The sequence below is a fragment of the Flagellimonas sp. genome (genome assembly GCF_965222555.1).
In the GTDB taxonomy this organism is placed as follows: domain Bacteria; phylum Bacteroidota; class Bacteroidia; order Flavobacteriales; family Flavobacteriaceae; genus Flagellimonas.
The window spans coordinates 127,857-153,827 of sequence record NZ_CBDCUG010000001.1; the positions used below are offsets into that span (position 1 = coordinate 127,857).

Consider the following 25,971-nt stretch of genomic DNA (forward strand, 5'->3'; position numbering starts at 1 on the left):
GATGAATATTTTAATCGTTGAAGATGAATCCAGAATCGCCAAAAGAATTGAGCGAATGACACATGATATCTTTGGAGATACCTTACAATCATTAAAGCGTATTAACACACTTCAAGAAGCGCTGAAATTCATTGAAAGCAATGCTTTAGATCTTGTTCTCCTAGATTTAAATCTAAACGGTAGTAATGGCTTTAGTTTGCTTACCACAGCAGTTTCCAAATCGTTTCACACCATCATTATTTCTGCTTATAAAGATCAAGCGATTACCGCTTTTGAATATGGAGTTCTAGATTTTGTACCAAAACCTTTTAACAGAGAACGACTGGAGCAAGCTCTAAATCGAGTCATTAAAAAAGAAAAAACAGAAACAAATGCGGTTAAGTTTTTAGCTGTTAAAAAAAGACACAAAGTACAGCTTATCCCAATTGAGGATGTGATTTATGTGAAAGGAGCTGGTGCCTATACCGAACTCTTTCTAGTAAATGGGAAAAAAGAGTTGCATGATAAATCTCTGGAAAAGTTAGAACAGCTGTTATCCCGCTTTTTTGTACGAATTCATAAATCCTACTTGGTAAAGATGTCTGAGGTAAAGGAAATTAGTGTAGAATCTGGAAGTAAGTATATGGCTGAGCTAAAAAATGGGGAACGCCTCCCTATTGGAAGAACCAAATACAAGGACATAAAAGCCAAGTGGTTTTAAAAGGTTTTGAGGCTATTATTGGCCTACCTTGTATCCATTCAGCGCAATGTGCCGGTGAAGGATAATTTTAATTCATAGTTATTCATCTTAAAATACGCTTTGGAGGAATCAATTTAACCTTAAAAAGTAAACCTATAACACAACCAAAAAAGAAGACAGCCGAAGTAGTTTAGTCAAAGTCAGATAACACTCAAAAAATCTGCAAGATAAAGTTCTGTATGGTGTCCCTTACACCATTTTTATCAATATAATTTCGAAAGACATATTCAATAATGGGAAATCCCTTTTTGGCCCTACACTTCCTCTTGTTGACTTTAATAGTAATCTTCTCTGCAAACCGAAAATGATTGCACAAAACACTACTTTTTTACGCATTTCCATTAAAATTAGAAGTAAAAGAAAAGTTCTAAAAATGAAAAAACCCCAGAATTACTGGGGTCTTGGAGTAGTGATCGCGATAGGATTCGAACCTATGACCGTCTGCTTAGAAGGCAGATGCTCTATCCAGCTGAGCTACGCGACCTTTTAGCGGGTGCAAATATACAATAAAGATGAAATAACTATAACAAAATATAAAAAATATGCTCGATTTGATAATCAAATAAAATCTCATTTTTCATTAAATTATATCAAAGTCTTTATGCTATGCAAATTGAAGCATTAGTTTAAAGATTTCCCTTATTCTCCAATTCGGCGAAGAGCATTTTTCAAATTTCAATACTCTTCTTTATGGATTATGTTAAATACCCTTTAGTAGCTTTCTCTGTTTTATATTGTAAAATGCGAATAAAAAAAACCACACAAATGTGCGGCTTTTTTTAATAGTTCAATGTGATTATCTATGGATAACTTTCTTTACAACGGCATCTCCATTAGAGGTCCTTACCAGAAGTAGGTACATTGATGGAGATAAATTGGAAGTGTTAATTCTAACACTATTCTTTCCTTTGTTAAATTTAAGGTTGTCCATTTGTGTGGTGACATTCCCTTGCATTCCATAGATACTTATAGATCCATTGGTCTGGTTCGGTACTTTTATCTCCACGTTCAACTCCTCAGAAAACAATGTTGGGTACGGCTTTACGGAAACTTGCTGTTTTTGAACCAAGTTTGAACTATTACAGGTGACCGCATGCACAATCACATAAATTCCATTGGAAAAACCACTTACATCAATAGCGCCAAATTGATAAGTGGTAACATTATTTAAATTTTCCACAACAACGGGGTATTGCCCGGGGGCCACCGTCTGGCTCCCATTATTTGCTGTGGGATATTTGTTCCCACCAATATATAGATGCGCTTCTTGCATAACAAATCCAGGTAATAGATTAATTGTAACAGTAACCATGTTGTTGTCATCCCAATTCACAGTGACATTTCCTGATTGCTCACCCTTGTTCTGGTAATCACATTGTGCAGCTCCTGCATATAATTCTAAATTATATGAGCCTGAAGAATTGAAAAAGTTAGTCCACCCCCATCTGTTAAATCCATCATCAAGAAAACAGGTATTGTTGGCTGAGTAACGCGCAAATGCAGTTTCACAACCCGTTTCACCATCATCATCACATGCATCTGGCGTACCATTTCCATCCGTATCTACATTGTCGTCTCCAAGTTCGCAGATATCGCAAGCATCAGGTACCCCATCGCCATCGCTGTCCACATTGTCGTCCCCTTGGGCGCATATATCGCAGCTATCGGGAACTCCGTCACCATCGGCATCGGCCGTATCATCACCATCGCAGATATCGCAGGCATCAGGTACCCCATCGCCGTCGCTGTCCACGTTGTCATCACCTTGGGCGCATATATCGCAGCTATCGGGAACTCCGTCACCATCGGCATCGGCCGTATCGTCGCCATCGCAGATGTCGCAGGCATCAGGTACCCCATCGCCGTCGCTGTCCACGTTGTCGTCGCCTTGGGCACATATATCGCAGGCATCAGGTACCCCATCGCCATCGCTGTCCACGTTGTCGTCCCCTTGGGCACAGATGTCGCAGCTATCGGGAACTCCGTCACCATCGGCATCGGCGGTATCGTCACCATCGCAGATATCGCAGGCATCAGGTACCCCATCGCCGTCGCTGTCCACGTTGTCGTCGCCTTGGGCACATATATCGCAGCTGTCGGGAACACCGTCACCATCGGCATCGGCCGTATCCTCACCATCGCAGATATCGCAGGCATCAGGTACCCCATCGCCATCACTGTCAACATTGTCATCACCTTGGGCACATATATCGCAGGCATCAGGTATCCCATCGCCGTCGCTGTCCACGTTGTCGTCGCCTTGGGCGCATATATCGCAGCTGTCGGGAACTCCGTCACCATCGGCATCCGAGGAATCCTCACCATCGCAGATATCACAGGCATCAGGTACCCCATCGCCATCACTGTCAACATTGTCGTCCCCTTGGGCGCAGATGTCGCAGCTGTCGGGAACTCCGTCACCATCGGCATCGGCGGAATCGTCACCATCGCAGATATCGCAGGCATCTGGTACCCCATCGCCATCGCTGTCCACGTTGTCGTCCCCTTGGGCGCAGATGTCGCAGCTGTCCGGAACACCATCACCATCGGCATCCTCAGAATCATCCCCCAGTTCACAGATATCACAGGCATCAGGTACCCCATCGCCATCACTGTCAACATTGTCGTCACCTTGGACGCATATATCACAGCTGTCGGGAACACCGTCACCATCGGCATCTGCAGAATCCTCACCATCGCAGATATCACAAGCATCAGGTACCCCATCGCCGTCGCTGTCCACGTTGTCGTCCCCTTGGGCACAGATGTCGCAGCTATCGGGAACTCCGTCACCATCGGCATCGGCGGTATCGTCACCATCGCAGATATCGCAGGCATCAGGTACCCCATCGCCGTCGCTGTCCACGTTGTCGTCGCCTTGGGCACATATATCGCAGCTGTCGGGAACACCGTCACCATCGGCATCGGCCGTATCCTCACCATCGCAGATATCACAGGCATCAGGTACCCCATCGCCGTCGCTGTCCACGTTGTCGTCCCCTTGGGCGCAGATGTCGCAGCTATCGGGAACTCCGTCACCATCGGCATCGGCCGTATCGTCACCATCGCAGATATCACAGGCATCAGGCACCCCATCGCCATCACTGTCAACATTGTCGTCCCCTTGGTCACAAATGTCATAACAATCAGCTACTCCATCTTGATCAGCATCGAATCCCTCATCAATATCTCCATCGCCGTCATTGTCGATCCCATCACATATTTCGACCGGAGGTTTTGGTTCAGTAATTATTATGGAGCACTTGGATGTACAACCATTTTTGTCGGTTATCGTTACAATATGTTCCCCTGCATTTAGTTTAACGGCGATTGCCGTGGTTTCTCCATTGTTCCATTCATATGTAAATGGAGCAGTTCCCCCATTTGCTATTACCTGAGCGGAACCATCAGAGCCACCTGCAGTACTAACGTTGTTTATTAGTTCTATTTTATGGACCAGTTTCCCTGGCTCATTGATAACAATGCTACAAACTGTACTGGAACCAAGAGCATCTGTTACAGTAACGCTATATGTTCCAGCTATTAAACCATCTATTTTAGCGGTTGTTGCACCATTGCTCCACAAATAAGAATATGGGGCCATTCCCCCAACAGGTGTAACCGTTGCATGGGCATTGTCGCCACCAAAACAGAATACATCACAATAGTCATTGATAGAACAACTTAACGGAACCGCTACCGTATTGGTGTTTTGTCGAATTTTAATTGGTGCTTTGCCATCAACTGAAACCTTATCAAAGGCTTTGTCCATTTCCAATCCTCTTGCCGCGGTGGCAATATTTGTTGCTAAGAGAGTAGAAATTAAGAAAACAAAAATTCTTTTAGCCAACTTAAAAGTAGTAATTGATCTCATAATATAGTTTGTGGTTATTTTTTAAACTAAACCATGAGTATAAATAGAGTTTTGTCCTCTAGCGAAATGGGGTTCACGTAAAGCTGAAGATGGTCAGTCAATAAAGTAAATGATAAAACGAGATGATTTTGGAAGCGTAAAATTATATCATAAATTAATTTTGGTTAATGCATTCATATTCATTTCATTAATAATCTACATCCCTTAAAATCGATTATTAAATGGACAAATCGTTATAATGGAATTAAAATTCGTTGAAATGACTTGAAAATTGGATAAAAGTTAGCGTATAGATCCTCTTTAAACTTGTTCTCTATAGTAAACCATGATTTTAGATTCTAGTTATTTTTATTACTTCTCAAGAATAAGCTCAATTATATTAGTACAACGAAAAAAATTTGGGTTAAATAAGGGCAAAAGTCGTACCAACACAACTTTCATTTGATCTCAAAATGGTGGCATTTGACGAATAAAAAGCAATGAAAAATCTATGGCTTTCATTATCAATACAGCATTTAAACCATATTTGTTGGAGTGTTTGGGTTACCCATTAGCAACAATCTATAATATATTGATACCATATTTAAAAATTTGCATGTTTAACTATACCTGTTGCATTCAAAAATCCACCCAGTCGCTTTTTGATGATTTTTGGGTAACCGTTTGTAAAGATTTTTTGATGTTTATGGTTTTGTTCAACGCGCTTCTTCCATCACTGAACATATAGGAAAGAGAGGCTGTATGCGTTTCCATATCAACGAAGTTGAAATCTGTATTATAGGTTTTTGTTCCTTTTAATGCTTGGAACGAATTTATAAGATTACCGTCTACCTTAAACTCCAATGTACCTTCTGGTAAATCTTCCGAAGAATTGATTGTGATTGAAATTTCCATCGTATTCCCCGATACTGCAGTTGCACTCCAATCAAAAGATGGTGTTTCCAAGGCCTTGGCTTCCTCATCCTTGCTACAGGAATGAGTCATAAGCATTACCAATGTAATCAATATCAATTTTTTCATTAGTTGAGTGTTTTGGAGATTTTTTTCTTTAAACTGGGTATTTCAACAGTCCAGGTCCCTTGGGCTATGTCTTCTAGAATAAGGGGTTCTTCGAGTGATGTGGTGAACGATTGTTCAAAATCTGGTCCTTTTACAATGATGCCATGAGTGTCAACAATGGCCTTGATCTCAATCCTCCTTGTTGTTTCTCCAGATGCAAATTGAAGGTTGTTACCAACATATATGGAGTTTGAAGAAATCCATGTAATTTCAGGAAAGTTAATTTTTGGTATCACTGTGATTGAAATTTCTTCGGAGCTGGATAACCCTCCAAAGTCAAATGCCACGACCGTTACCCTATGATTCCCCAAAGCTAAATTGGATAAAGTGGCTTCAAATGGCATTAATTCAACCGTATCAACTAAAATATCATCAACATAGAACTCGACTTTGTCTATATCATCATCGCCATTTAAGTCAGTCACCGTAGTTGTCATGGTAATTGACGTTCCCTCTTCAAAGCTCGCATTATCCTCTGGGGTGTTGACGGTAACCTGCGGATTCAAGTTATCCCCATCAGGAATCAGCAAACCTGTATCCATCAAATTTTGGGTTTGCCATAATGTTATTCTTGCGGGGTGTTCCAATGCCAAAAGCATCCTATCTACCTGACCTGTTGTAAACATTTTATAACAACCCGATGCACCATTGTATCCCATATAATTTTCCGAATTGACATAATCTCCATCGCAATTGGTGCCCAGCGAACATTTGACATTATGTAATCCATCTTCTTTAGGGGTATCATCAACCTCATCGGTTCCATCACAACCTCCCTCAAAGGTATGTATGAGGTTCAACCAGTGTCCAAATTCATGAGTTAAGGTGGAAGCAAACTCTTTATCAGTATTTGTGGCCAAATAAGCACCATTGTACACCACCCGCGCCAAATCGTTATCAGACATATGGCTTATGGGGTACCAAGCTACACCGGAATTATCGGTGACACCATCATCATGTAGATCATTTTGGATGTAAACATTCATATACTTGTAGTTGTCCCAAGCGTCTGCCATTATCTCAGCGTCACTACTGGATGAATTACCATACCCGCTTTTTTCTGGATAGTATACCACACCGGATGTTTGATTTCCCTCTGGATCTTTTTTTGCAAGCCTAAAAGTTATGTTTATGGATTGTTTGATGGAAGAAAACATACTGTTTACAGTGCCGTAGTCATCATTTAATCCTTGAAAATCTTTGTTCAACTCCTCCAACGCCTTTTTGATCAAGGCATCATCCACAGACTTTCCATTAAAAGATGAGCCATAAACATGGAACACAACCGGTATTTGATAAGACATGGACTTATCGGTCGTATTTTGGGATTTTGATTTTTTACTGAAACTCTTATACTCTTTTTGGGCAGATATGTTGTTTTGAAAATAAATTCCGTTGACTTCAGAAGTTCTACATTTTACCTGAGATTTTATCTCTTGTAAAAAAAACACCTGCGCTAGTAATATAATAGATAGGACTACTTTAAATTTCATAACTCCAATTTGTTGTTTTAATCATCTACTAATTCAATTGCCTGAAACTGTTGCCGTTGTACAACCCGCCTACCATTCAAAATTCCAGATAGGTGTCTCGCCCTTTAAATGTTCAACAAAATAATTCCATCTTTTCTTCATGAAATAACTCCTGTACTTTCCACTATATCCATGTCTTTGACTGGGCAATATCAAGAGGTCAAATTCTTTGTCCTCCTTAATCAGCGCCTCGGCCAGTTTAAATGTGGCCGATGGATTTACATTTTCATCCATACCACCGTGAACCAATAACAATTTGCCTTTTAAGTTTTTGGCGTTTGTAATGTTGGATACTTTGTGATAGGTAGAATCCACTGGCCAACCTTGATACATTTCTGGCCACCAAGCTTTTTCCATTCTAAAATCGTGGTCTGCAGAGCTTGCCACTCCAACTTTGTACACATCCGGGAATGCCAACATTGCTCTACCCGTATCAAAACCTCCGGCCGAATGTCCAAAAATCCCAACCCTGTCCGTGTTGATCCAAGAATATTTAGATCCCAAATATTTTATGGCCAAAACATGATCCTCCAAATTGTTCCCCATGTTTTTATAGGAATGGTCATGGAATGCCTTTGACCGCTTTGAGGTTCCCAAACCATCAACTTGCATAACAATGAACCCGAGTTCGGCCAAGGCCTGATTACGAAATGCGCTTGCAAATCTTTCAGGAAACATGTGCGTGTGTGGTCCGGTGTACGTGTGATCAATCAATGGATATGACTTTGAGGCATCAAAATTTGTCGGCTTCCAAATGGCCCCATAAAGGGTGGTCTTGCCATCTTTGGCGGTAAATTCAAAAGCTTCAGGAGCCTTCCACCCCTCGGAAATGGCTTTGGATATGTTCGCTTCCGCTATTTGCTTTATGATTTCCCCGGATTCTGCCCTTCGCAAAACAGTTTTTGTGGGCGTATTTACGGTTGAAAAACTATCCACAAAATATTTTCCATCGTTAGAGAATGAAATGTCATGGTCCACCAATTCAGGGGTCAGTAGCGTAACCTTACCTTCAAAATTTACTTTATACAATTGGTTGTGGTATGGATTGTTTCCTTTTTCCTTTCCGTTGGCAAGAAAATAAACAGTTTCATTATTTTGGTCGATATGTTCAATGCCGGATATGTAATAATTTCCACTGGTAAGGGGGGTGGTTTTGTTGGTCAGAAGGTCGAAAAGATATAGTTGCCGCCAACCGCTTCTTTCTGAAAGAAAGATCAATTTGTTTTTCTCCCTTAAATACCTGTAATTAAAATTGTCAATGTTTGTCTTACTGGATTCAGTGACCAAAGTCTTAATATCCTTGGTTTTCAAATCTATTTGCTTTACATAGCCTTTTTTAAAGCCCCGTTCCAAGTAATACGCCAAGGCTGCATTAGGTTGTTCCATGAACTCTACAGAAACCGAATTTATATGGGTACCTCTGGGCAAATCTGTAGGCACCTCACTTTTGTCTTTTACGTTAAAGAATACCGGCTTTACATGAACCATTGTGGTATCTCCTGGAGAACCTCTATAATAGGACCACAATTTGGGGCGGAACAAAGAGTCTATACTGTAATCGAGCAGATACATTTTTTCCGCATTCCGCAAATCGACCACGTTTGTGGATATCCATTTGGAGTCTTCGGACCAATTTACAGTAAAGCGTTCAGGTCGATCTCCGTTTTCACCTTCCATTTTATCATACCAACCGTACCATGTTCCATATTCATAGTTTTTTCTTCCATCAAAACTCAGTTGATGTTTTTGTCCAGTTTTGGTTGACTTAATGTATAGATTATAGTCTTTTGTGAAGGCAATCCACTCCCCATTGGGTGATTTGGATTCAAAATCATTTTCCTCTTCTTCCTCATCGGTATTCTCTTGGAGCTTATATGTTGACAAATCCAAAACATATGATTTACCATCATGTGCAAATGAAAGTTGTCCTTCCTTGGGCCTTTTAATATCATAAAGCTCCAATTGATTTGCTTTTGTTTCCTTTTTGGAAAGTTCATTTATCTCCTTGGCAATCCCGGAATGATCAAATAAAAACCCAATGTTATAGTTACTGATGTCCATTGCTTTATAAAAGCCACCTTCTTCATTATAGTCAACAAACCAAAATCCAGAATTATCCTCAAACCAATTTATCTGAGTGTCAAGATTAAAAACCTTCTTGTTATTGTAGTTAGCATATAAATAGCTAACAGCTCTTTCGTAATCCTTTTTGGTAATACCTTGCCCCTTAATCGAAGCTATGGATAGGACCATTAGCGCAATCAGAATTTTTACCTGCTTCATTGATATCTTTTTTAAATCATACTTCCAAATCCAAAGTGCTTTACAAAACTTTGGTTAAGGAAATTCAAAACCACTTGTAACTATGAATTGGAGAAAAAGCGCAGAAAAAATCTGCGCTTTAACTAAAAAAACTAACTCAAAAACTACTAACTCAAATCCTACTAACAGATTTCAATTAATATATTGTCAAAAACGCTAGATAGCTTATACCTTGTAAACTGTTAACAATCATAGCATTCCGTTTATTCGTTTTTACTATTGTTTGGTAAATGTAATTGCCGTTTGTGCTGGAAAATAACCACATTCCCCTTGAGCACCTTCTGTAAATATCAAAGTGAACTCGCTATCATCATTTACATCATAACTTGAAGGGCTTTGTGCCGCAACAAACCATTCTGTTCCATCACCACAATGACACGCATTACTCTGTGTGGGAACAATTATTTCATTACAAACCAAGTCGAATAGAAAATCAACTTCGTTCCAACCGCAAAATTTAGGCGTAATGATAGTTCTAAACCTTCTTCTAGTTTCACTTTCCGCAATAACTTCAACCACTACATCATCACTAAATGCCGTTCCTCCATCTCCCCATGGAGCTTCTAAGAAAGGTGTTGTCTGTTTAACATGATACATACCTACAAACGAGGTTATTTCAACCGGACATGTTTGAATAATGCTAAAACTTAATTTATTATTTACTCCAGAAAATTCAGCACTTTTAGGTACCTGCAATGCCAAAACCCTAATATCTGCTAATTCTCCCTCATCTTGCACATCTATTCTCAACATCCCGTCATAAGAATTGGCTGGGACCACAATAGATCCCAAAGTATATGAAGTTGATTCCAACGTTGTTTCATCTTCTATTACTTCAACCGGAATAGTTCTTTCTGATGTGCTAATACTACTTACGGTGATTGGCACCTCAACTGAGGCTGATTCACCAATAGGAAGCGAAAGGTCATCTGTCTCTCCAAATTTTACAAAGGTTTGCTCCTCACTAAAAATCACCGTATCCCTTTCACAGGACACCAATATGATACATGCAGTAATAAAGCTTATTATATATTTTTTCATGATACATTTTTAAATGGTTAATAGCCTGGGTTTTGTTGTTCACGCAGGTTGGGGTTGGCAATCAATTCGGCCTGTGGAATGGGCAATGTAAACCTATGGTCTGTAGCCGGTAGTGCACAAGCTCCATTAACTCCGATAGCATTGCAATCCAAAGGGTCCCGCAACACACCCTGGTTGGCACGGGCACCCAACCGTTTTAAATCATGAAACCTATGCCCCTCAAATGCCAATTCTACCCTACGTTCGTTCAAAATAGCTGCAAAAGCCTCCGTTTCATTGGCGTATGATGGTAAAGGTTGATCAGTTCCAAATCTGGCATCACGCAATTGTTTAATATGGGCTGCGGTAGAATTAGCCGCTCCGTTAAAGTTACCTGCATCTGCTGCAGCTTCGGCCAAAATCAACAGCATTTCAGAAGACCTAAAAACTTTCAAGTCGTTCAATAAAGGACGGTCTCCCTCTCCAGGGTATTTATAAACTAGCAAAATATCTTCGTTTTCAAAATCTTCTGCGTTTTGATAATCTGGAGAAATTAAAGACTCTGGTCCAACATTCACATCGAACCTAATATCATCTTCATCAAATAAGTTGAACAAAGACCTTCCTATTTCAAAATAAGGGCCACCATTAATCGTCTCATTGGTAAAGGCAAACTTGGCTCCAGCCCTACTTTGACTTGCCATATTGGATACGCCATTGCCGGCACTATCAAATACATCGCCCCGTGTACGTTCCAACTTGAAGATAATCTCTGTATTGTCTGCATCCAAAAACATGTTGGCGTATTGTGTTCTATCAGCAATAGGATAGTCATCCAATAATTGTTGAGCATACGTTGTTGCCATACCGTATTGCCCACGATACGCAGCCATACGAGCCCTTAAAGCCGTGACAAAATCCTTGGATACAAAAGTGGTATTGCTCTGTTCTTGCAATAAGCCTTCTGCTTTTTGCAAATCAGCTTCTATTAGGGTAAATACCTCGCCATTGGTATTTCGAGGAAAAGCATCATCTATACTCGGTACAAAATCCACTGCAATCACCCCCAAGGCACTATCATCCGTCAAATCTGTTGAATAATAAGACAACAACTTAAAATGGGAATATGCCCTAAGTGCATGGGCCTGTCCCAATATGTTGTTATATGTTCCTTGTTCCCCACTTTCCAAAGGAACAGATTCAGCAGCTAAAATTAACCGGGTAGCCTCATTGATTTCTTCATAGCCTCTTTGCCAAAATGTGAAAGCGGACAGAGAAGTGGCATCTAGAATGAATTGGTAATCCCCTACTCTTTGTCCACCACTAATAAATCCAACGGAAAGTTCATCTGTAAAGGTCGATGCATGTGCTATGTCCTGGACCAGGTCATATTTAGTGTAAACACCTATTAGTCCATCTTGTAAATCTTGTAGGTTTTGAAAAGCTACATCAGGAGTAATACGACCTACTTGGTCAATATCTATGGCATCCTCACAAGCTGTAAAAAGTGCCACGCAAAATATATATGTTATTATTTTCTTCATTGCTTTTTTTTTATAATCCTATTTCAATTCCTAGGGATACAATACGGGGAGTGGGGTATTGTCTTGTTTCGGTAACACGTGATTCCGCGTCATATCCCCTCCATTCAGAAAAGGTCACCAAATTTTCGGCCGAACCAAACACCTTAAGATTTGTTAAACCAGTGCCTTTTAAAAACTTCTTCGGAAAAATATACCCGATATTTAAGAAGCGTAACCTTAAAAAATCCGAACTGCTAAGAAAGCGGTCGCTGGTATCCCTCAATATGGTTGCATTGGTAGATGTAATACCAGGAATGTCCGTATTACGGTTTTCTGGAGTCCAGTAATTGAGTATATCCCTAGACAATTGAAAGTTGGTAAGGGCAAATCCATTATTGATAAGCTCATAATAAATAACATCGCGCCTATCGACCCCTATAACATAACTCCACTGGGTATCTAGATAAAATCCTTTATAATTAAAATTGAAACCAAAACTTCCAGTTGCATCTGGTGTGGCGTTCTTGCCTGTCCAAACGGCATCAGTATCAGGATTTGGGTTTTCGGTCAAATTTCCATCGATATCCAAAAACAACAGATTACCATTACCAGGATTCACCCCAGCATAGCGTACCAGTTTCTGTTCAAATATTTTGCCCCCATTTCTGCCTATTCCAAGTATTTCCCCTGTTTCCGATGGCAAGTTGCTTAGTTCATTTTCATTATAATTGCCCACAAAGTTCAATGTGAGGGTTACATCATCTTTTTTGATAAGATCATAATGTAATGCCCAATCAACACCTTTATTGGTCAAATCACCAATATTGGAGTCAATCCCGGTTGTCCCATTAATTGCCGATATACTTGTAAATTGAAACAAGTCTTCGGTTTTTTTATGATATACATCCAAAGCGCCTCTCAATCTGTTATTGAACAACCCAAAATCCAAGCCTATATTGGTTTGGGTGACCTCTTCCCACTTCAAACGTATTATTTCCTATTTGTGCAAGAGATATAGCATTGGCTCCACCATAACCCGTAGAGGTATCGTAAAAAGACTGATAAAGGTCCGGGGCTGAAAAGTAAGTAGTACCTCTTATTCGCTGGTTTCCTGTAGTACCATAAGATGCCCTCAGTTTTAATACATCAAAAACCGAGTCCTCCATAAAGCTTTCATTGGAAATGTTCCAACGAGCTCCTGCCGAATAAAAAGTTCCCCATCGGTTTGTTGCAGAAAACCTATAGGAAGCATCACGTCTTACCGTAACGGAGATACCATATTTACTGTCATAGTCATAGTCAGCGTTTCCAAAGTAAGAGAATAAGCCCGCATCAAGTCTGGTTGCCCTGGCAATCATCAACAAAGGTGTCATTATCTTCATTGTCAGGCACAAATGCACCACCATCTCCTGGCACAAAGGTTCTAGGGTTAAGCCCTCTTGCCGTGAAACCCAGCGTTCTACGATGTGCCTTAAAATACTCTGAAAAAAGCGTTGCGTCAACAGTGTGCTTACCAAAAGATTTGTTATAGTTTAAAGAGAGGTTGTTGTTAAAAGAAACATCCCTATTGGAATCCTGAAACTGCAACCCTGGGGTAAGATTGTCATCATCTGCAAAAACAAGAGCCCTGTAGGCGTTGGGGGGTATAGCCTCATGAAGCGTAACATGCTCATAATCAATTCCCAAATTTATTTTCGCAGTTAAATTGTCAGTCAACTTGTAATCAGCATTAAACCCTGCTATAACCTTGACTTCCTCTTCAAGGAACTCGTAATTTTGCAGTCTATCGATAAGATAAAGGGGGGTCAATGCAAGAGAAAACCCTCGATTTGCTAGATCCGCTCCATCTATATACTCATCTGGAGATATATAGGGCAGTGAAGCATTTACGCCATAAAGCAAGTTTGTGGTTACCCCAAAGCTACCAACGCCGGTTGGAATATTACTTTTAGAGTAATTGGCTGTAAAGCTAGTACTGTAGTTAAATTTACCGTCAGCTGACCCTCCGTTAAGATTATTTCTAAACGTAAAACGTTGTAAGCCCGTTGTTCTCAAAATTCCTTCTTGGTTAAAATAACCCAAAGAAGTATAACTGGAGGTGTTTTCCCCACCTTGAGCGAAGGTCAGGGTATGGTTTTGGGTGGTACCTGTCCTAAAAAATACATTTTCCCAATCCGTAGTGGGCGTGGCATCAATTTCTGCATCGGTCATACCTACTCCTCTTCCACTTCCTATTACATCACGCTCAAAACGCAAATATTCGGGGGCTGATAAAAAGTCATAATCGTGATTTTGAAGTTTGGAAAAACCTGTAGAACCGGTATATGTGACTCTAAGAGGCGAATTTTTTGTTCCCCTTTTTGTTTTGATGACAATTACCCCATTAGCTCCCCTACTTCCAAAAATAGAAGACCCGGCAGCATCTTTGATAACAGAGATAGATTCTATATCATTAGGGTTCAAACTTCTAAAGTTGTCCTCATTGATTGGAACACCATCCATTAAAAAAAGTGGCTCGGTATTACCATTTATTGAGCTCACTCCCCTGATTTGTACCAAGGAATTGGCTCCTGGTTGCCCGCTACCCGTTTGTATGTCCAAGCCAGCAACCTGACCGGACAGCGATTGTACAAAACTTGCATTTGGTCTAGCATCCAATGCCTCGGAAGTAAGCTGCACACTTGAAATAACAGACTTTTCTTTGGATACGGTTCTATATCCTTCCACCACCACTTCTTGCAGGGAAGCTACGTCTTCCTCTAAAACTACGTCAATGACCGTACTGTTCCCTACCACTACTTCTTTATCTTTCATTCCTAGGTAAGAGAACACCAATGTCTGTCCAGATTCTACCTGTATGGCGTACTTGCCATCAAAATCAGTTACAACACCTGATGCTGAACCTTTTATAATGACGTTCACCCCCGGCAAAGGAGCTCCAAATTCGTCAGAAACCGTTCCTTCAACTGAGTCCTGGGGCTGTACTTTTACCTTAACCTCAGGCTTCTCTGGTTTTTTGATAAGGGAAATTTGCTTATCGTCAATTTTATATGCAGTTTCTGTATTCGAGAAGATTCTGTCCAGAATGGAATTTACCTTTTCTCTCCTGGCTTTGACCGATACAATTCTTTTTAAATTAACATCTTCAAGAAGATAGAGAAATCTGAATTCTGTCTTATCCTCAATTTCATCTATAAGCCGTTCAACGGTAATATTATTGAGATTTAACGTAACCTTGGTACGCTGGGAATAGCTCTCACTTGCCTGTAAAGCAAATATGCTGGTCAGCAATAAAAGAACGCTAATTCTCATTTTTAAATCAAATTTGAACAACGGAGCACAACCCTCCGATTGTTTCAGAAGATTTTTCATAATTTTACAGTGTATTAATGTGGTTAAATTTTTAGTCTAATCACTTTATCTAAATCGGGAAGTGTTAGCGCATTTTCCGATTTTTCTTTGTCGTAAAGTGAACAGCAGACCTTTTGTTTATCAAATAGTTGTTGAATTAGTTAGTTTATTTCATTGGCTGTTTGGTTTAATTGAATTATCAGTTAAGAGTGACTTTATCATTGTTAATGGTATAATCTATTCCATATGTATTCTTGAAGTAATTCAATACCGTCTCTATTGGTTCGTTTCCAAAATTTGCGTTGAATCTTTTTTGGGAATATTCTAAGTTTTGGTTTGTGATAGTAACATTGTAATGCCTTTCCAATTTCTTTAGGATATTCTCCAAACTCATTGCCCTAAACACCAACTCGCCTTTAACCCAAGAGGTGTAAACGCTCGTGATCACCGGTGTCGTTGAAATATCTCTTTGTTGCCTATTAAAGCTCCCTTTAAAACCAGGCTCAAGAACCACGGCATCGTTTTTCCCATTCACTTGTAAGCCCACCGAACCTTCTACCAAAACCACTTCGGTAGTTGCGTCTTCAGGATAATTGGAAACATTGAACTGGGTTCCCAACACTTGAATATCCAAATTGTCTGAAGTGCTGATTGTAAATGGCCTTTTTGCATCTTTGGTCACATCCAAGAAAACCTCTCCAACCAGGAATACTTCCCTTTTACCTTCATTTAAAAACTTAACTGGATATTTTAAGGAAGAACCTGCATTTAGATGGGCAATTGTTCCATCGGATAATTCCAGTTCAAATCTTTTTCCATAAGGGACGGTCAACTGATTATAAATCAATTCTTCTGAATCCTTATTTGAATTCGTATTTGAATCACCATATATTAATCGATTCCCTTCCTGCTTCCCTATTACCTCACCGTTGGAGTTCACTATTTCAACAACTTCTCCTTCCGAAATTATCTCAAAATTTCCATCTTCATGTTCCAAAACTATGGTATCATCATTAGGAGAGGTTGTGTTTATGGAATTCTTGTTATTAAATAGGTCGGAAAAGTAATCCTGTTCATACATCAACCCCAGACCAACAAGCAAAACCGCTATGGCCGCATATTTTAAATATTTGGTGATTCTTAAAGTGATGACGGAACGCTTGTCCTTTTTTATTTTTTCCAAGATAAGTTTCTTGGTCTTTTCCGTATTGAACTCGCTCATTAAATCTTCAATTGCGTAATTAATTTTTATATACTCACGGAATGTCTGGGTATCCTTGGACTGCTCAAACCAAAGGTTCAGTTCTTCCCATTCTTTCTTTGAAATAGAATCTGTAAGATATTTTACAATGAGCTTTTCTATTTTCTGCATCCTCTTTTTGCTCTAGTCTTTTTACCTAATACAAATCAATTTTATCATACCACCAATATTTTGTTATTTTTTTTAATGTTTTGGTAATATTTTTTTTCTATTTAAGTCATATTTATAAATTCGGGACATGGGAAATGGAATTTTGATTAAGCATATTTCCATTGATCTACAGTTTTTATAAATAGGAATCGTCAGTTAAATCTTCGATTATTCACTTAGGACAGGTTCAATTATGAAGAAAAACTATCGCAATAACTCCGATTTAATCCTTGAACTAAAAAAAGGAAATGAAAATGCGTATGCCTATTTGGTAGAAACCTATAATCACAAATTATGTCTGTACGCCAACAGTTTGGTGAACGACATTTCTATCTCTGAAGACTTAGTACAAAATGTATTTATAAAGGTTTGGGAAAGGCGTGATAACCTAAAAGTAGATTTTCCCATTAAGAGTTATTTATACAAATCCGTTTACAATGCCTGTATCAATGAATACAAAAAGAACCAATCGGTTACGGCTTTAGAAAAAAAGTATATTGAAGAATTGGATCGTATTATTGAGGATAAAGATGAAGCTGCATTGGAAAAATTAATCGGGTTGGTAAAAGAAGCAATTCAAGAATTACCTCCAAAATGCAAGGAAATATTCCTTTTAAGCAAAAAAGAAGGGTTGACCAATATTGAAATCTCCGAATATTTAAATCTTTCCAAAAACACCATTGAAAGACAGATCAATATCGCCTTTTCAAAAATTCGGGAAAACGTTGGGGGCAAAACCGACGCCATTCTTTTTCTTTTATTTCGGTTTCAGAGTCTTTCCAAAGATTGATATGGTTTCTGTTGTTTAGATAAACGGAATTAAAACAAAAAGCACCATCAATCTAAGATTAACAGTGCTTAAAATTCATTAAAAGTAGCTGGTCGGGGTGGCAGGACGGAAACCCTGCCACGCTATCCCTTCAAATTCAATACCTTATGAGTTTTTCAACTTTGTAGGTAACCGAATAGGTAACTTTTTATTTGATCTAACTTACGTTAAATTGGGGGCAAAGATATACAAAGCGGAAATCTAAAGCAACTGAATTTTCGAATAAAAATGGAACGATAACTCACTGAAGTTGGTGCTACGCTCAATACCACTTTCAACTTTCCTTCAATTGAATTAGATTATACTATTAACAAGAATTAAGGCACAATAATTGCGGTTAATTTTGGTATATGGTCTGACCTCTAAATAAAGCGTAGCCCCAATTCAATATTCGCTTTGACCTACAATGGTAACTAACGCTCAAAGGTCAGCTTATGGAACTACATTTACTATCTCAAGAACTTTCGGAAGAATTAGCAAGAATTGAATCAATCACAAAGGATGTCGTCAAAAAAAGTGATCTGTCCATTGTGCTCTGTAGAAACCTGCTGACCAAACTAAAAAGATTTATCTCAAAAAAGAAATTTGAATCACCCGCCAAAGAAATTCTTTTTTTCAAATACACCAAACAGGTACCCCTGTCGAACCTGGTCTATTTCTTTGAGCTCAAATCCTTTGAAATTCATTATCCCAAAGGGGATGGCTCAACCAAAAGGAAATACACCACAAGGAAGTTGAAAAAGTTAAATGATTTTTTTTCTCGAAACCTTGATTTCATTCAATATATAGACCAAGGAAAGACCTATTTGGATACCCATTATTTTACCCGGGAATACTTTAATGAATTCAATATCACCCATGCGAGATACTACTTTCGAGATCCCGATTTCAGTACCTCACATGATTTGTTGTTGGCAAAACTAAGTGCGAATCGAAGATTGATTACTTATCTGGACCATCGATTGAAAAATATTGATCGACCCAACGGACATCCATTCATCCCCTTGACCCAACTCAATTGGACGGCGAGCAAGACCGACATGACGGAATTGGCCTATGCACTAAAAAGTAGTCGTGCCGTAAATGACGGTAAAGTAAGTATTCGCGAAATTATTAAAACGCTTGAACAGGCGTTTCGCTTTAAGAGCGGCGATCCTTACCGAAACTACGGGGAGATTCGAATACGGAAAAAAAGCCGTACAAAATTCTTGGATGATTTGACCACCAGTTTGCTCTTTGATTTGGAAAAAGGAGACGAATAAAAAGGTGTTATTCCCTCTTAAAGAGGTTGTTAAAATTTCCCCTTACCTAGGGAAACCTTGTGAATTTATTTTTCATCATCGACTCATATTTGCTGTATAATATTAAAACTAAGGATATGCCAGCAAATATTATTACCGCAGATGACCTGCAGGAGTTTAAGGAAGAACTTATCTCAGATATTAAGGAACTCTTGACAAACTATGAAAGGGTCACCATTGACAAATGGATAAAATCAAATATCGTAATGAAGAAATTGGGCATCAGCCCTGGAACATTGCAAAACTTTCGCATTAATGAAACCATCCCTTTCTCAAAATTGGGAGGTATTATTTACTACGATGAAGAAGAAATCGATGAGATTCTTAAAAACAACAAGAATTTCTTTCTAAAGAAACAGCTATGATCATTGCAACCTATAACATCCAGAATATCTTCCATAGGGACAGAGCGCTAATAAAAAAATACCGTGAAGAAAATCGGGAACTTTGGATTGAAGAATTTGAACGGCTTATGGTCATGGGGATGCGCACCAATAAGGAATTCAATAGACTCAGAACACTATCAAAACTTTTGGGTTTTGAAGATGCCCAGAACGGTCCTTACCTCACCATGGTACATAAAGCCGGACAACTATTCCTAAAAAAGGATGCAGCCTCAGAAGCCAATAAAGCAAGCCCTTTAACCAATTGGAACGGGTGGGTCAGATTAAACTCAACCCCGATAAATGAAGTGGCCATAGTAAACAAAGCGAAGGTCGTTGAGGAAGTTTCACCAGATATACTGATCTTATTGGAGGTCGAGGACAGGTCATCGCTACTGGAATTTAACAAGAGTTTTTTATCTGACACCTATACCCATATCCTGTATTTGGAGACCAATGACCTGTACGGTAGAGGTATCGGGTTGTTGACCAAATCCGGTTATGAAGTACTTGCAATGAAATCCCATGTCAATGATTTTGATGAAAATGGCAATCCCATTTTTGATATGGACCTACAGGAATATAAAATCAGTACCCCCAATGGTAAAATCGTAAGCATACTGTCAACGTGCTTTTTGGATAACTTAGAACACCATAAGGATGCTAAAAGCAAAATTGAAGTTCAATCCAAAAAGATAGCAGAAGTATATAAGGATAAAGATGGTCCCAATGAATTGATCGCTGTTGTAGGCACACTAAATGTCCCGTCCTACAGCAAACTTCTTGCGCCGTTAACCCTAGGAACCGATTTAAAGGATATTTCAAAACATCACACTTTTGAAGTGGATTTGGACAAGGGAAAAGACTCAAAATATTATCGTTTGGGAGCCTATAAAATGGGCGTTAACTTGAAGCAAAGCGACTATTTGATGCTTTCCAGCAAATTGTATAGAACGGTAAAGGCCAGTGGATTGATAAGAAAAGGGATTTGGTTTAAAAAAAGGCCTCAATGGAATATCCTAAAAAGCATCAAAAATGAACTGCATAGTGCCAGTGAACATCCCATGGTATGGTCGGAACTAAAAATCCGTTAAAAATGGAGTTACAGACAATACAAAACAGGATTTATGAAATACGTGGACAAAGAGTACTCTTAGATTTTGATCTGGCTTTACTTTATGAAACCGAAACTAAACGCCTTAAAGAAGCTGTACGGCGCAATAAAGACCGTTTTCCATCAGATTTTATGTTTGAATTGACAAACGAAGAATACAACTCTTTAAGGACGCAATTTGCGACCTTAGAAAATACAGGTAGAGGAAAACACAGTAAATACAATCCTTTTGCATTTACCGAACAGGGCATTGCAATGTTGGCCAGTGTGTTGCGAACCCCCAAGGCCATAGAAGTCAATATACAGATTGTTCGTGCCTTTGTTTTTCTTAGAAAATATGCTTTATCACATACGGAGTTAACCCAAAAGTTACAGGAGCTGGAAACTAAATACAACCAACAATTTACCGACATTTTTGAGGCCATTAATTACTTGCTGCAAAAAGATAAAAAGCAACTTGCACAAAGCAAAAGAAAACCTATCGGATATAAGAAGGAATAAGAGAATTAACCAACTAACTCGTAAACAAATTTACTCTTTGCATCACCGATCTTCTGCATCAATTCCAATTTGTTCGGCAATATAATACTAGGTATACGATCCAATCCCTGTAAGTATTCTCCCAATTCTTTTTTGTTTTCAAAAATAGTCCGTATTCCATTCTTACCATATTTCTGAAGTCTGGAAATCGTTTCGCCACCAACACTCGCCGATGATACCAGAGGTATGTTGAAATAAACATCACAACTTATAGCTACGTGCTCTTGGTCAGCCAAACTAAAGTCTTTACTAATTGCACTTCTGAGCATGGCACAATGCGTTAGTAGTACATCTAAAAATTTACCGCCTTCATCGGCCTTAATTGGCTTTAGGGCAACTTTTAGTTGTCTAAAATTATCCAATTGTCTCAATGGACTTGGTTTTGATTCAATTCTAAATTTCATAATCTATCGTTTTTATATTACTAATTCTTTTGACGAAACTTCTTTTTTTAGCCTTATTTAAAGTTGTTTTACGAATACCAACAATTCTTTACCGACTGCAATAACAATTTCTTTTAGTACTTTATACAGGCTCACAAATAACGCTTTCATCATCCTACATTTTAATTGACATGAGCACAGCCAGTGCTAGGGCCATACTATTGTTTTCCATTTCCAAATAGGCTGCCTCATCATGATTTGACAGGAAACCCAACTCCACCAAAATTGCTGGGCATACCGCTATCGATTCGCGTAGTACTTGAAAGTTTGCTCTTTTAAGTCCCCTACTTCTATATCCCAATTTTTGAGTAAGCGTTTCTACTATGGATTGGCCCAAGCGCATTGATTCCACTTGATTTTTGGTCGTTATGCTTGTTTTGCTATGCAGGTAAATTTCAACGCCCGTAGCCCTTTCATTTTTAGCATGATTGCAATGCAACGATATAAAAAGGTCGGGTTGAATTGCCTTTACCAGTTTAGTCCGATGCCGCAGTGAAATAAGTGTGTCCGTGTATCTTGTCAAATACAAATCATATTCATTATTGAGGACTTTCCTATTAAACTCTAGCATTGCTTTTGCAATGGCCAGTGTGATATCTTTCTCTTTTATATGATTGGTTCCTATAGCTCCAGAATCCATTCCACCATGTCCGGCATCAATTATGATTACCTTTTTATGTTGTGCTACGGGCATATGTAAAGGCATCAAAAAAAGTAGCGTTATCAACAGTTTTACTGGTTTCATATTTACTTGCATTTAGGTAACTATCCATTGCACAATTTTTAAAGATTTCAACCAATGCATAACTATCCTTCAAAATTTAACGCTGATTACCGTTAATATTTTCAGTTTTTCTCCCTTTCCATGCATTCCCTTATAGATTTCGTAAAAAGTTATTTCAAACAGGTTCCCTAAGCGCATTGGAGAACCATAAAAACGTAAGCGTTATGAAAAAAACAGTTTATCCTTTGTGGGCCATGCTCCTAATGAGCCTACCCACATTTGCACAAATCGGAGGTATTGAAGATTCGGTAAATGATGTTTCCGATACCATTAGGTCTATTTTCCCTCTACTATTGGGGGTCATTTTCCTCATCGGATTCTTATTTAATGCAGGTCATTTCTTCGGCGAAAATGCAGACCTCAAAAAGGGAATTACCCGTGTTTTGGTTTTTGTACTCATAGCAGGGGCGGTAGTGGGCATCTTTACCTATCTCATTGGAATAGTAGTCTAAGGTCGATAATCGACATTAAAAAACTATACAATGAAAAGGTATGAAGTTTATAAAAACATTCGCAAAGGGGCAATGATATGGGGGCTTCCCATATCCCTCTTTGCAATGATGATGCTCTTAATACTGGGATCCCTGCTGATAATCATTTTTTCATTCAGCCTTTGGGTCATCATCGGAGCATTCTTACTAAACGGTACATTCTATATCGTTCTGACCAAAATTGCCCGTAAAGCAATAACCATAAACATCGTTAAGGTATTTCCTAAAATCATAAGCAACAAGAAAGAAAACATACAATACTATGTCGATTATTAATACAGCATCATATAACCCCATCATAGAAATACGGGATAATTTAATATTTGCCAACAATGGCAATATCATTGCCTGTTATCGTGGAGAACTCCCTGAGATCTATTCTTTATCGGAAAAGGATTTCGAGGACTTACACAGTATTTGGTTTCAAGCACTAAAGTCTTTGCCCGTTGGTTCCGTTATCCATAAGCAAGATGTTTACCTAAAGAAAGGGTTTAGCTCGGAATACCTACCCAATAATACTTTTCTTGGAAAAGCAACACACGACCATTTCAAAGGAAGGGAATACATAGAACATCGTTGCTATCTATTCCTCACATTGGCAGGAAACAAAACATTGAACAACCCCAAATATGTAAACCCATTTCGGAAAATAAGTAAAGGGATTTACCAAGAATTAAATCAGAACGTTCACAGTTTCATTGGTTCGGTAAATGATTCCATTTCCTATATCAACAATAGCCGCAAAGTTCAATTTCTACCTTTAAAGGAATCCGAAATACTCAATTTTTCACAAACCTTTTTTAACGGTTTCAATCTCAATTTTGATACCGATATGCTTTTGGAGAAATCCAAAATTACCATAGGCAATAATCATTTTGACGTATTAGCCATCAATAGTGAATCCTGTTTTGGCGAAAACGTACAAACAAGTAAAATCAACGAACGTTTTACTTCGGATGATTTTGTATTTCATCAAGGGTATATCGATGGTTTGGGACTTTCCCTGAATGAAAATCATATCGTTAATCAAATCCTTTATTTAGATGATAAACAGAAATGGCGAAAACTCTTAGAAAAGAAGATTGAGGAACTTAAAAAGAGTTCGAATTTTGGTACGCAGAACAAAGTCATTCTTAAAAAAATTGAGCATATCGTTGACCAAATCAACAATGATGATAGCGCAAGAATCATAAGAGGACATTTGAATATTGTCTATTGGGACCGGGAAGCCCAACAGCTGGAAAGCATAGGCTCACAAATAAAATCGGAATTTAAGGAACTGGATATTACTCCATACTATCCAAGGGGTGAGGAACGTAAAAATTATATTCTAAATAGCCATCCCTGTTTTTCTTCCAATTTTTCAAATGAGGATTTGTACGTGACCGATTTGAAACATGCGCTTTGCCTTTTCATAAACAACACCAGCTACAGGACGGATAGGCAAGGAATTATATTCAATGATAGGGAACATAACATCCCCGTGTTAAAGGATGTTTGGGACGAGAAAAAGAAACGTATCAATGCGAGGAACTTTGCCATTTTTGCGCCTACGGGAGAGGGGAAATCCTTTTTGGCAAACAACATATTACGGCAGTATTTTGAAATGGGTGTGCGCCTTGTAATTATTGACTTGGGAGGTTCCTACACCAAGTTTGCCAGTCTGTATCCCGAACAATATACTGTACTGCGCTATGAAAGCGGCAAGAGCCTTGGTATCAATCCCTTCTTTATAACAAAAGGTGACGATGTCACCCCAGAGCGGTTAGAGGATCTATCTGTATTCCTATTTGAACTGATTGGGGAAGGCACCAAGCCAAAAAAGGAACAGTCCGTAGCCCTCAAGAAAATATTACACGCTTATTATAAAAAAAATGCAGAGGGGCATTCCCTCGATAGTTTTTATACCTATATCGAATCGCAACGGGAAAATCTATTGACCCAACTGCATATTCATTCTGATTACTTCAATATTGAAGGGTTCTTGCATATCCTATCTGAGTATGTACGTGATGGATTGTATAGTTTTTTATTTGAAACAAGTGAAGACCAATCCTATAAGATTGAGGACAAGCGATTGATTGTATTTGAACTGGATGAGGTAAAGGACAATAAAGAAATTCTTTCCGTAATGCTCAAACTAATCAAAACAGCAATACAACGAACCATTTGGCAAAATAAAGAAGAAAAGGGTATTATCCTTTTTGATGAGTTCGCCAAACAATTAAAATTCGATAACGTGCTGGAATCGGTGGAATTCTATTACCAAGCTATCCGAAAACAAGAGGGAGCAATCGGCATCATACTACAGTCCATTAATCAATTGCCAGACAATTCCACTTCGGCAAGTATTCTGGAAAATACACAGGTCATTTACAGCCTTAACAATGAAAAGGGCTATAAAGAATTAAAAAATAGGCTTAGCCTGTCCAGTCACGACCTGAATCAATTAAAATCCATCAAAAATAACTTATCAGGGAAACGTAAGTACACAGAGATTTTTATCAAAATCGGAAAGGAAAGCAACATTTTCAGACTGGAAGTACCCCAAGAAGTTTTCGCTGCTTATCTCACTGATGGCGCCGATAACGAGGCCATAATGGCCTTTTATAAAGAAAGTGGCTGCATGGAGATGGCCATTAAACAATTTGTTCAATTAAAATCAAAAGAGTTATGAGAAGATTCATTTTTATGTGCCTTTTGGCACTCGGATTATTATTGTTGCCCGCACGTGCTGCGTGCCAGGGAATGCCCGTGTATGATAACACCAATTTTATCACTCTGGGAAAACAAATTATTGAAGCCGCCAAACAAACAGAAAACCTGATAAAAACGGTGGAGTTTATGAAGCAGCAAAAAGACCGTATCGAGAAGGTCAGCAATGTTGTAAAACAGTTAAAAGCGGTTCGGGAACTTGCCCGAAACAACCAACGTCTTTTTGAGGTGGTCAGAGGTGACGTGAGGAATATTTTGAATTCCCCATATATCAAACCCGAAGAAATTACAAGAGTATCGCAATCCTTTGAAAATATTATCGAAAACTCTTTGGAGGATTTGGATTTTGTACAACAAATCCTATCCAGTGACTATTTAAAAATGACCGATGCAGAAAGGGCTGCTGTATTAAAGGACCGGGAAACAAGCTCCAAAGAAATGGTCGCTGAAATAGAGCGTAAGACCAAGCGATACAATGACATCATTTCCTTTCGGGAAATGCAAGACAGAATTAATAGCAGGGCAACAAATTATTAGGCT

22 protein-coding genes and 1 tRNA gene are annotated in these 25,971 nt (G+C 38.9%); 10 read left to right on the top strand and 13 right to left on the bottom strand.

Features of this window, described 5'->3' with window-relative positions:
• The first annotated feature begins 1 nt into the window (after position 1).
• The gene (locus ACOQO1_RS00475; protein ID WP_420600932.1) at positions 2–700 is read left to right on the top strand and encodes a LytR/AlgR family response regulator transcription factor; all 699 of its coding nucleotides are present in this window, start codon (positions 2–4) and stop codon (positions 698–700) included.
• A gap of 449 nt (positions 701–1,149) precedes the next feature.
• Here the strand turns inward: ACOQO1_RS00475 and ACOQO1_RS00480 are convergent.
• From ACOQO1_RS00480 to ACOQO1_RS00530, 11 genes are all read right to left on the bottom strand, one after another.
• Positions 1,150–1,223, bottom strand: a tRNA-Arg gene (locus tag ACOQO1_RS00480).
• Positions 1,224–1,535: 312 nt separating this feature from the next.
• Positions 1,536–4,613 carry a T9SS type A sorting domain-containing protein gene (locus ACOQO1_RS00485; protein WP_420600933.1) on the bottom strand — a complete coding sequence of 1,026 codons (3,078 nt, stop codon included), beginning with the start codon at positions 4,611–4,613 and terminating at the stop codon, positions 1,536–1,538.
• 618 nt (positions 4,614–5,231) lie between these two features.
• Positions 5,232–5,633, bottom strand: a complete 402-nt coding sequence (locus ACOQO1_RS00490; protein ID WP_420600934.1) for a hypothetical protein — start codon at positions 5,631–5,633, stop codon at positions 5,232–5,234.
• Entirely contained in the window at positions 5,633–7,165 is a 1,533-nt protein-coding gene (locus ACOQO1_RS00495; RefSeq protein WP_420600935.1) for a M43 family zinc metalloprotease, read from the bottom strand. Before ACOQO1_RS00495 ends, ACOQO1_RS00490 begins: the two co-directional genes overlap by 1 nt.
• A gap of 69 nt (positions 7,166–7,234) precedes the next feature.
• Entirely contained in the window at positions 7,235–9,487 is a 2,253-nt protein-coding gene (locus tag ACOQO1_RS00500; protein WP_420600936.1) for a DPP IV N-terminal domain-containing protein, read from the bottom strand.
• Positions 9,488–9,742: 255 nt separating this feature from the next.
• On the bottom strand, positions 9,743–10,567 hold the full coding sequence (locus ACOQO1_RS00505) for a hypothetical protein (protein ID WP_420600937.1): 825 nt from the start codon (positions 10,565–10,567) through the stop codon (positions 9,743–9,745).
• Positions 10,568–10,584: 17 nt separating this feature from the next.
• Positions 10,585–12,090, bottom strand: coding sequence for a RagB/SusD family nutrient uptake outer membrane protein (locus tag ACOQO1_RS00510; protein ID WP_420600938.1), 1,506 nt, complete (start codon positions 12,088–12,090; stop codon positions 10,585–10,587).
• Positions 12,091–12,100: 10 nt separating this feature from the next.
• Complete coding sequence (locus ACOQO1_RS00515) at positions 12,101–13,054, bottom strand: hypothetical protein (protein ID WP_420600939.1); 954 nt, start codon at positions 13,052–13,054, stop codon at positions 12,101–12,103.
• Positions 12,996–13,451 (bottom strand): hypothetical protein, encoded by a 456-nt coding sequence (locus tag ACOQO1_RS00520; RefSeq protein WP_420600940.1) that lies wholly within the window; start codon positions 13,449–13,451, stop codon positions 12,996–12,998. Before ACOQO1_RS00520 ends, ACOQO1_RS00515 begins: the two co-directional genes overlap by 59 nt.
• Positions 13,402–15,441: a SusC/RagA family TonB-linked outer membrane protein gene (locus tag ACOQO1_RS00525; RefSeq protein WP_420600941.1), complete on the bottom strand. Its 2,040-nt coding sequence runs from the start codon at positions 15,439–15,441 to the stop codon at positions 13,402–13,404. The genes ACOQO1_RS00520 and ACOQO1_RS00525 overlap by 50 nt, the downstream gene beginning before the upstream one ends.
• 178 nt (positions 15,442–15,619) lie before the next feature.
• Positions 15,620–16,792: a FecR family protein gene (locus ACOQO1_RS00530; RefSeq protein ID WP_420600942.1), complete on the bottom strand. Its 1,173-nt coding sequence runs from the start codon at positions 16,790–16,792 to the stop codon at positions 15,620–15,622.
• Positions 16,793–17,024: 232 nt separating this feature from the next.
• Between ACOQO1_RS00530 and ACOQO1_RS00535 the strand changes: the two genes are divergently transcribed.
• The 5 genes from ACOQO1_RS00535 to ACOQO1_RS00555 all read left to right on the top strand — a co-directional run bounded on the left by ACOQO1_RS00535 (position 17,025) and on the right by ACOQO1_RS00555 (position 20,959).
• Positions 17,025–17,621 (top strand): RNA polymerase sigma factor, encoded by a 597-nt coding sequence (locus ACOQO1_RS00535; RefSeq protein ID WP_420600943.1) that lies wholly within the window; start codon positions 17,025–17,027, stop codon positions 17,619–17,621.
• 473 nt (positions 17,622–18,094) lie between these two features.
• Positions 18,095–18,922, top strand: a complete 828-nt coding sequence (locus ACOQO1_RS00540) for an RteC domain-containing protein (protein ID WP_010519647.1) — start codon at positions 18,095–18,097, stop codon at positions 18,920–18,922.
• 116 nt (positions 18,923–19,038) lie between these two features.
• A complete protein-coding gene (locus ACOQO1_RS00545) occupies positions 19,039–19,326 on the top strand; it encodes a helix-turn-helix domain-containing protein (protein WP_010519648.1) in 288 nt (95 codons plus the stop codon).
• Positions 19,323–20,438 (top strand): hypothetical protein, encoded by a 1,116-nt coding sequence (locus tag ACOQO1_RS00550; RefSeq protein WP_010519649.1) that lies wholly within the window; start codon positions 19,323–19,325, stop codon positions 20,436–20,438. The genes ACOQO1_RS00545 and ACOQO1_RS00550 overlap by 4 nt, the downstream gene beginning before the upstream one ends.
• Before the next feature lie 2 nt (positions 20,439–20,440).
• Entirely contained in the window at positions 20,441–20,959 is a 519-nt protein-coding gene (locus tag ACOQO1_RS00555) for an ORF6N domain-containing protein (protein WP_010519650.1), read from the top strand.
• Between the two features lie 5 nt (positions 20,960–20,964).
• On the opposite strand, the gene ACOQO1_RS00560 is transcribed toward ACOQO1_RS00555, so the two are convergent.
• On the bottom strand, positions 20,965–21,402 hold the full coding sequence (locus ACOQO1_RS00560; protein WP_010519651.1) for a hypothetical protein: 438 nt from the start codon (positions 21,400–21,402) through the stop codon (positions 20,965–20,967).
• Positions 21,403–21,556: 154 nt separating this feature from the next.
• A complete protein-coding gene (locus ACOQO1_RS00565; protein ID WP_010519652.1) occupies positions 21,557–22,186 on the bottom strand; it encodes an N-acetylmuramoyl-L-alanine amidase family protein in 630 nt (209 codons plus the stop codon).
• Positions 22,187–22,389: 203 nt separating this feature from the next.
• Between ACOQO1_RS00565 and ACOQO1_RS00570 the strand changes: the two genes are divergently transcribed.
• The 4 genes from ACOQO1_RS00570 to ACOQO1_RS00585 are packed head-to-tail and all read left to right on the top strand — an operon-like array spanning position 22,390 to position 25,968.
• Positions 22,390–22,677, top strand: coding sequence for a hypothetical protein (locus ACOQO1_RS00570; RefSeq protein ID WP_010519653.1), 288 nt, complete (start codon positions 22,390–22,392; stop codon positions 22,675–22,677).
• Between the two features lie 30 nt (positions 22,678–22,707).
• Positions 22,708–22,992, top strand: a complete 285-nt coding sequence (locus ACOQO1_RS00575; RefSeq protein WP_010519654.1) for a hypothetical protein — start codon at positions 22,708–22,710, stop codon at positions 22,990–22,992.
• Positions 22,979–25,393, top strand: a complete 2,415-nt coding sequence (locus ACOQO1_RS00580; RefSeq protein WP_299214289.1) for a TraG family conjugative transposon ATPase — start codon at positions 22,979–22,981, stop codon at positions 25,391–25,393. Before ACOQO1_RS00575 ends, ACOQO1_RS00580 begins: the two co-directional genes overlap by 14 nt.
• A complete protein-coding gene (locus ACOQO1_RS00585) occupies positions 25,390–25,968 on the top strand; it encodes a hypothetical protein (RefSeq protein WP_010519656.1) in 579 nt (192 codons plus the stop codon). The genes ACOQO1_RS00580 and ACOQO1_RS00585 overlap by 4 nt, the downstream gene beginning before the upstream one ends.
• The last annotated feature ends 3 nt before the right edge of the window (positions 25,969–25,971 follow it).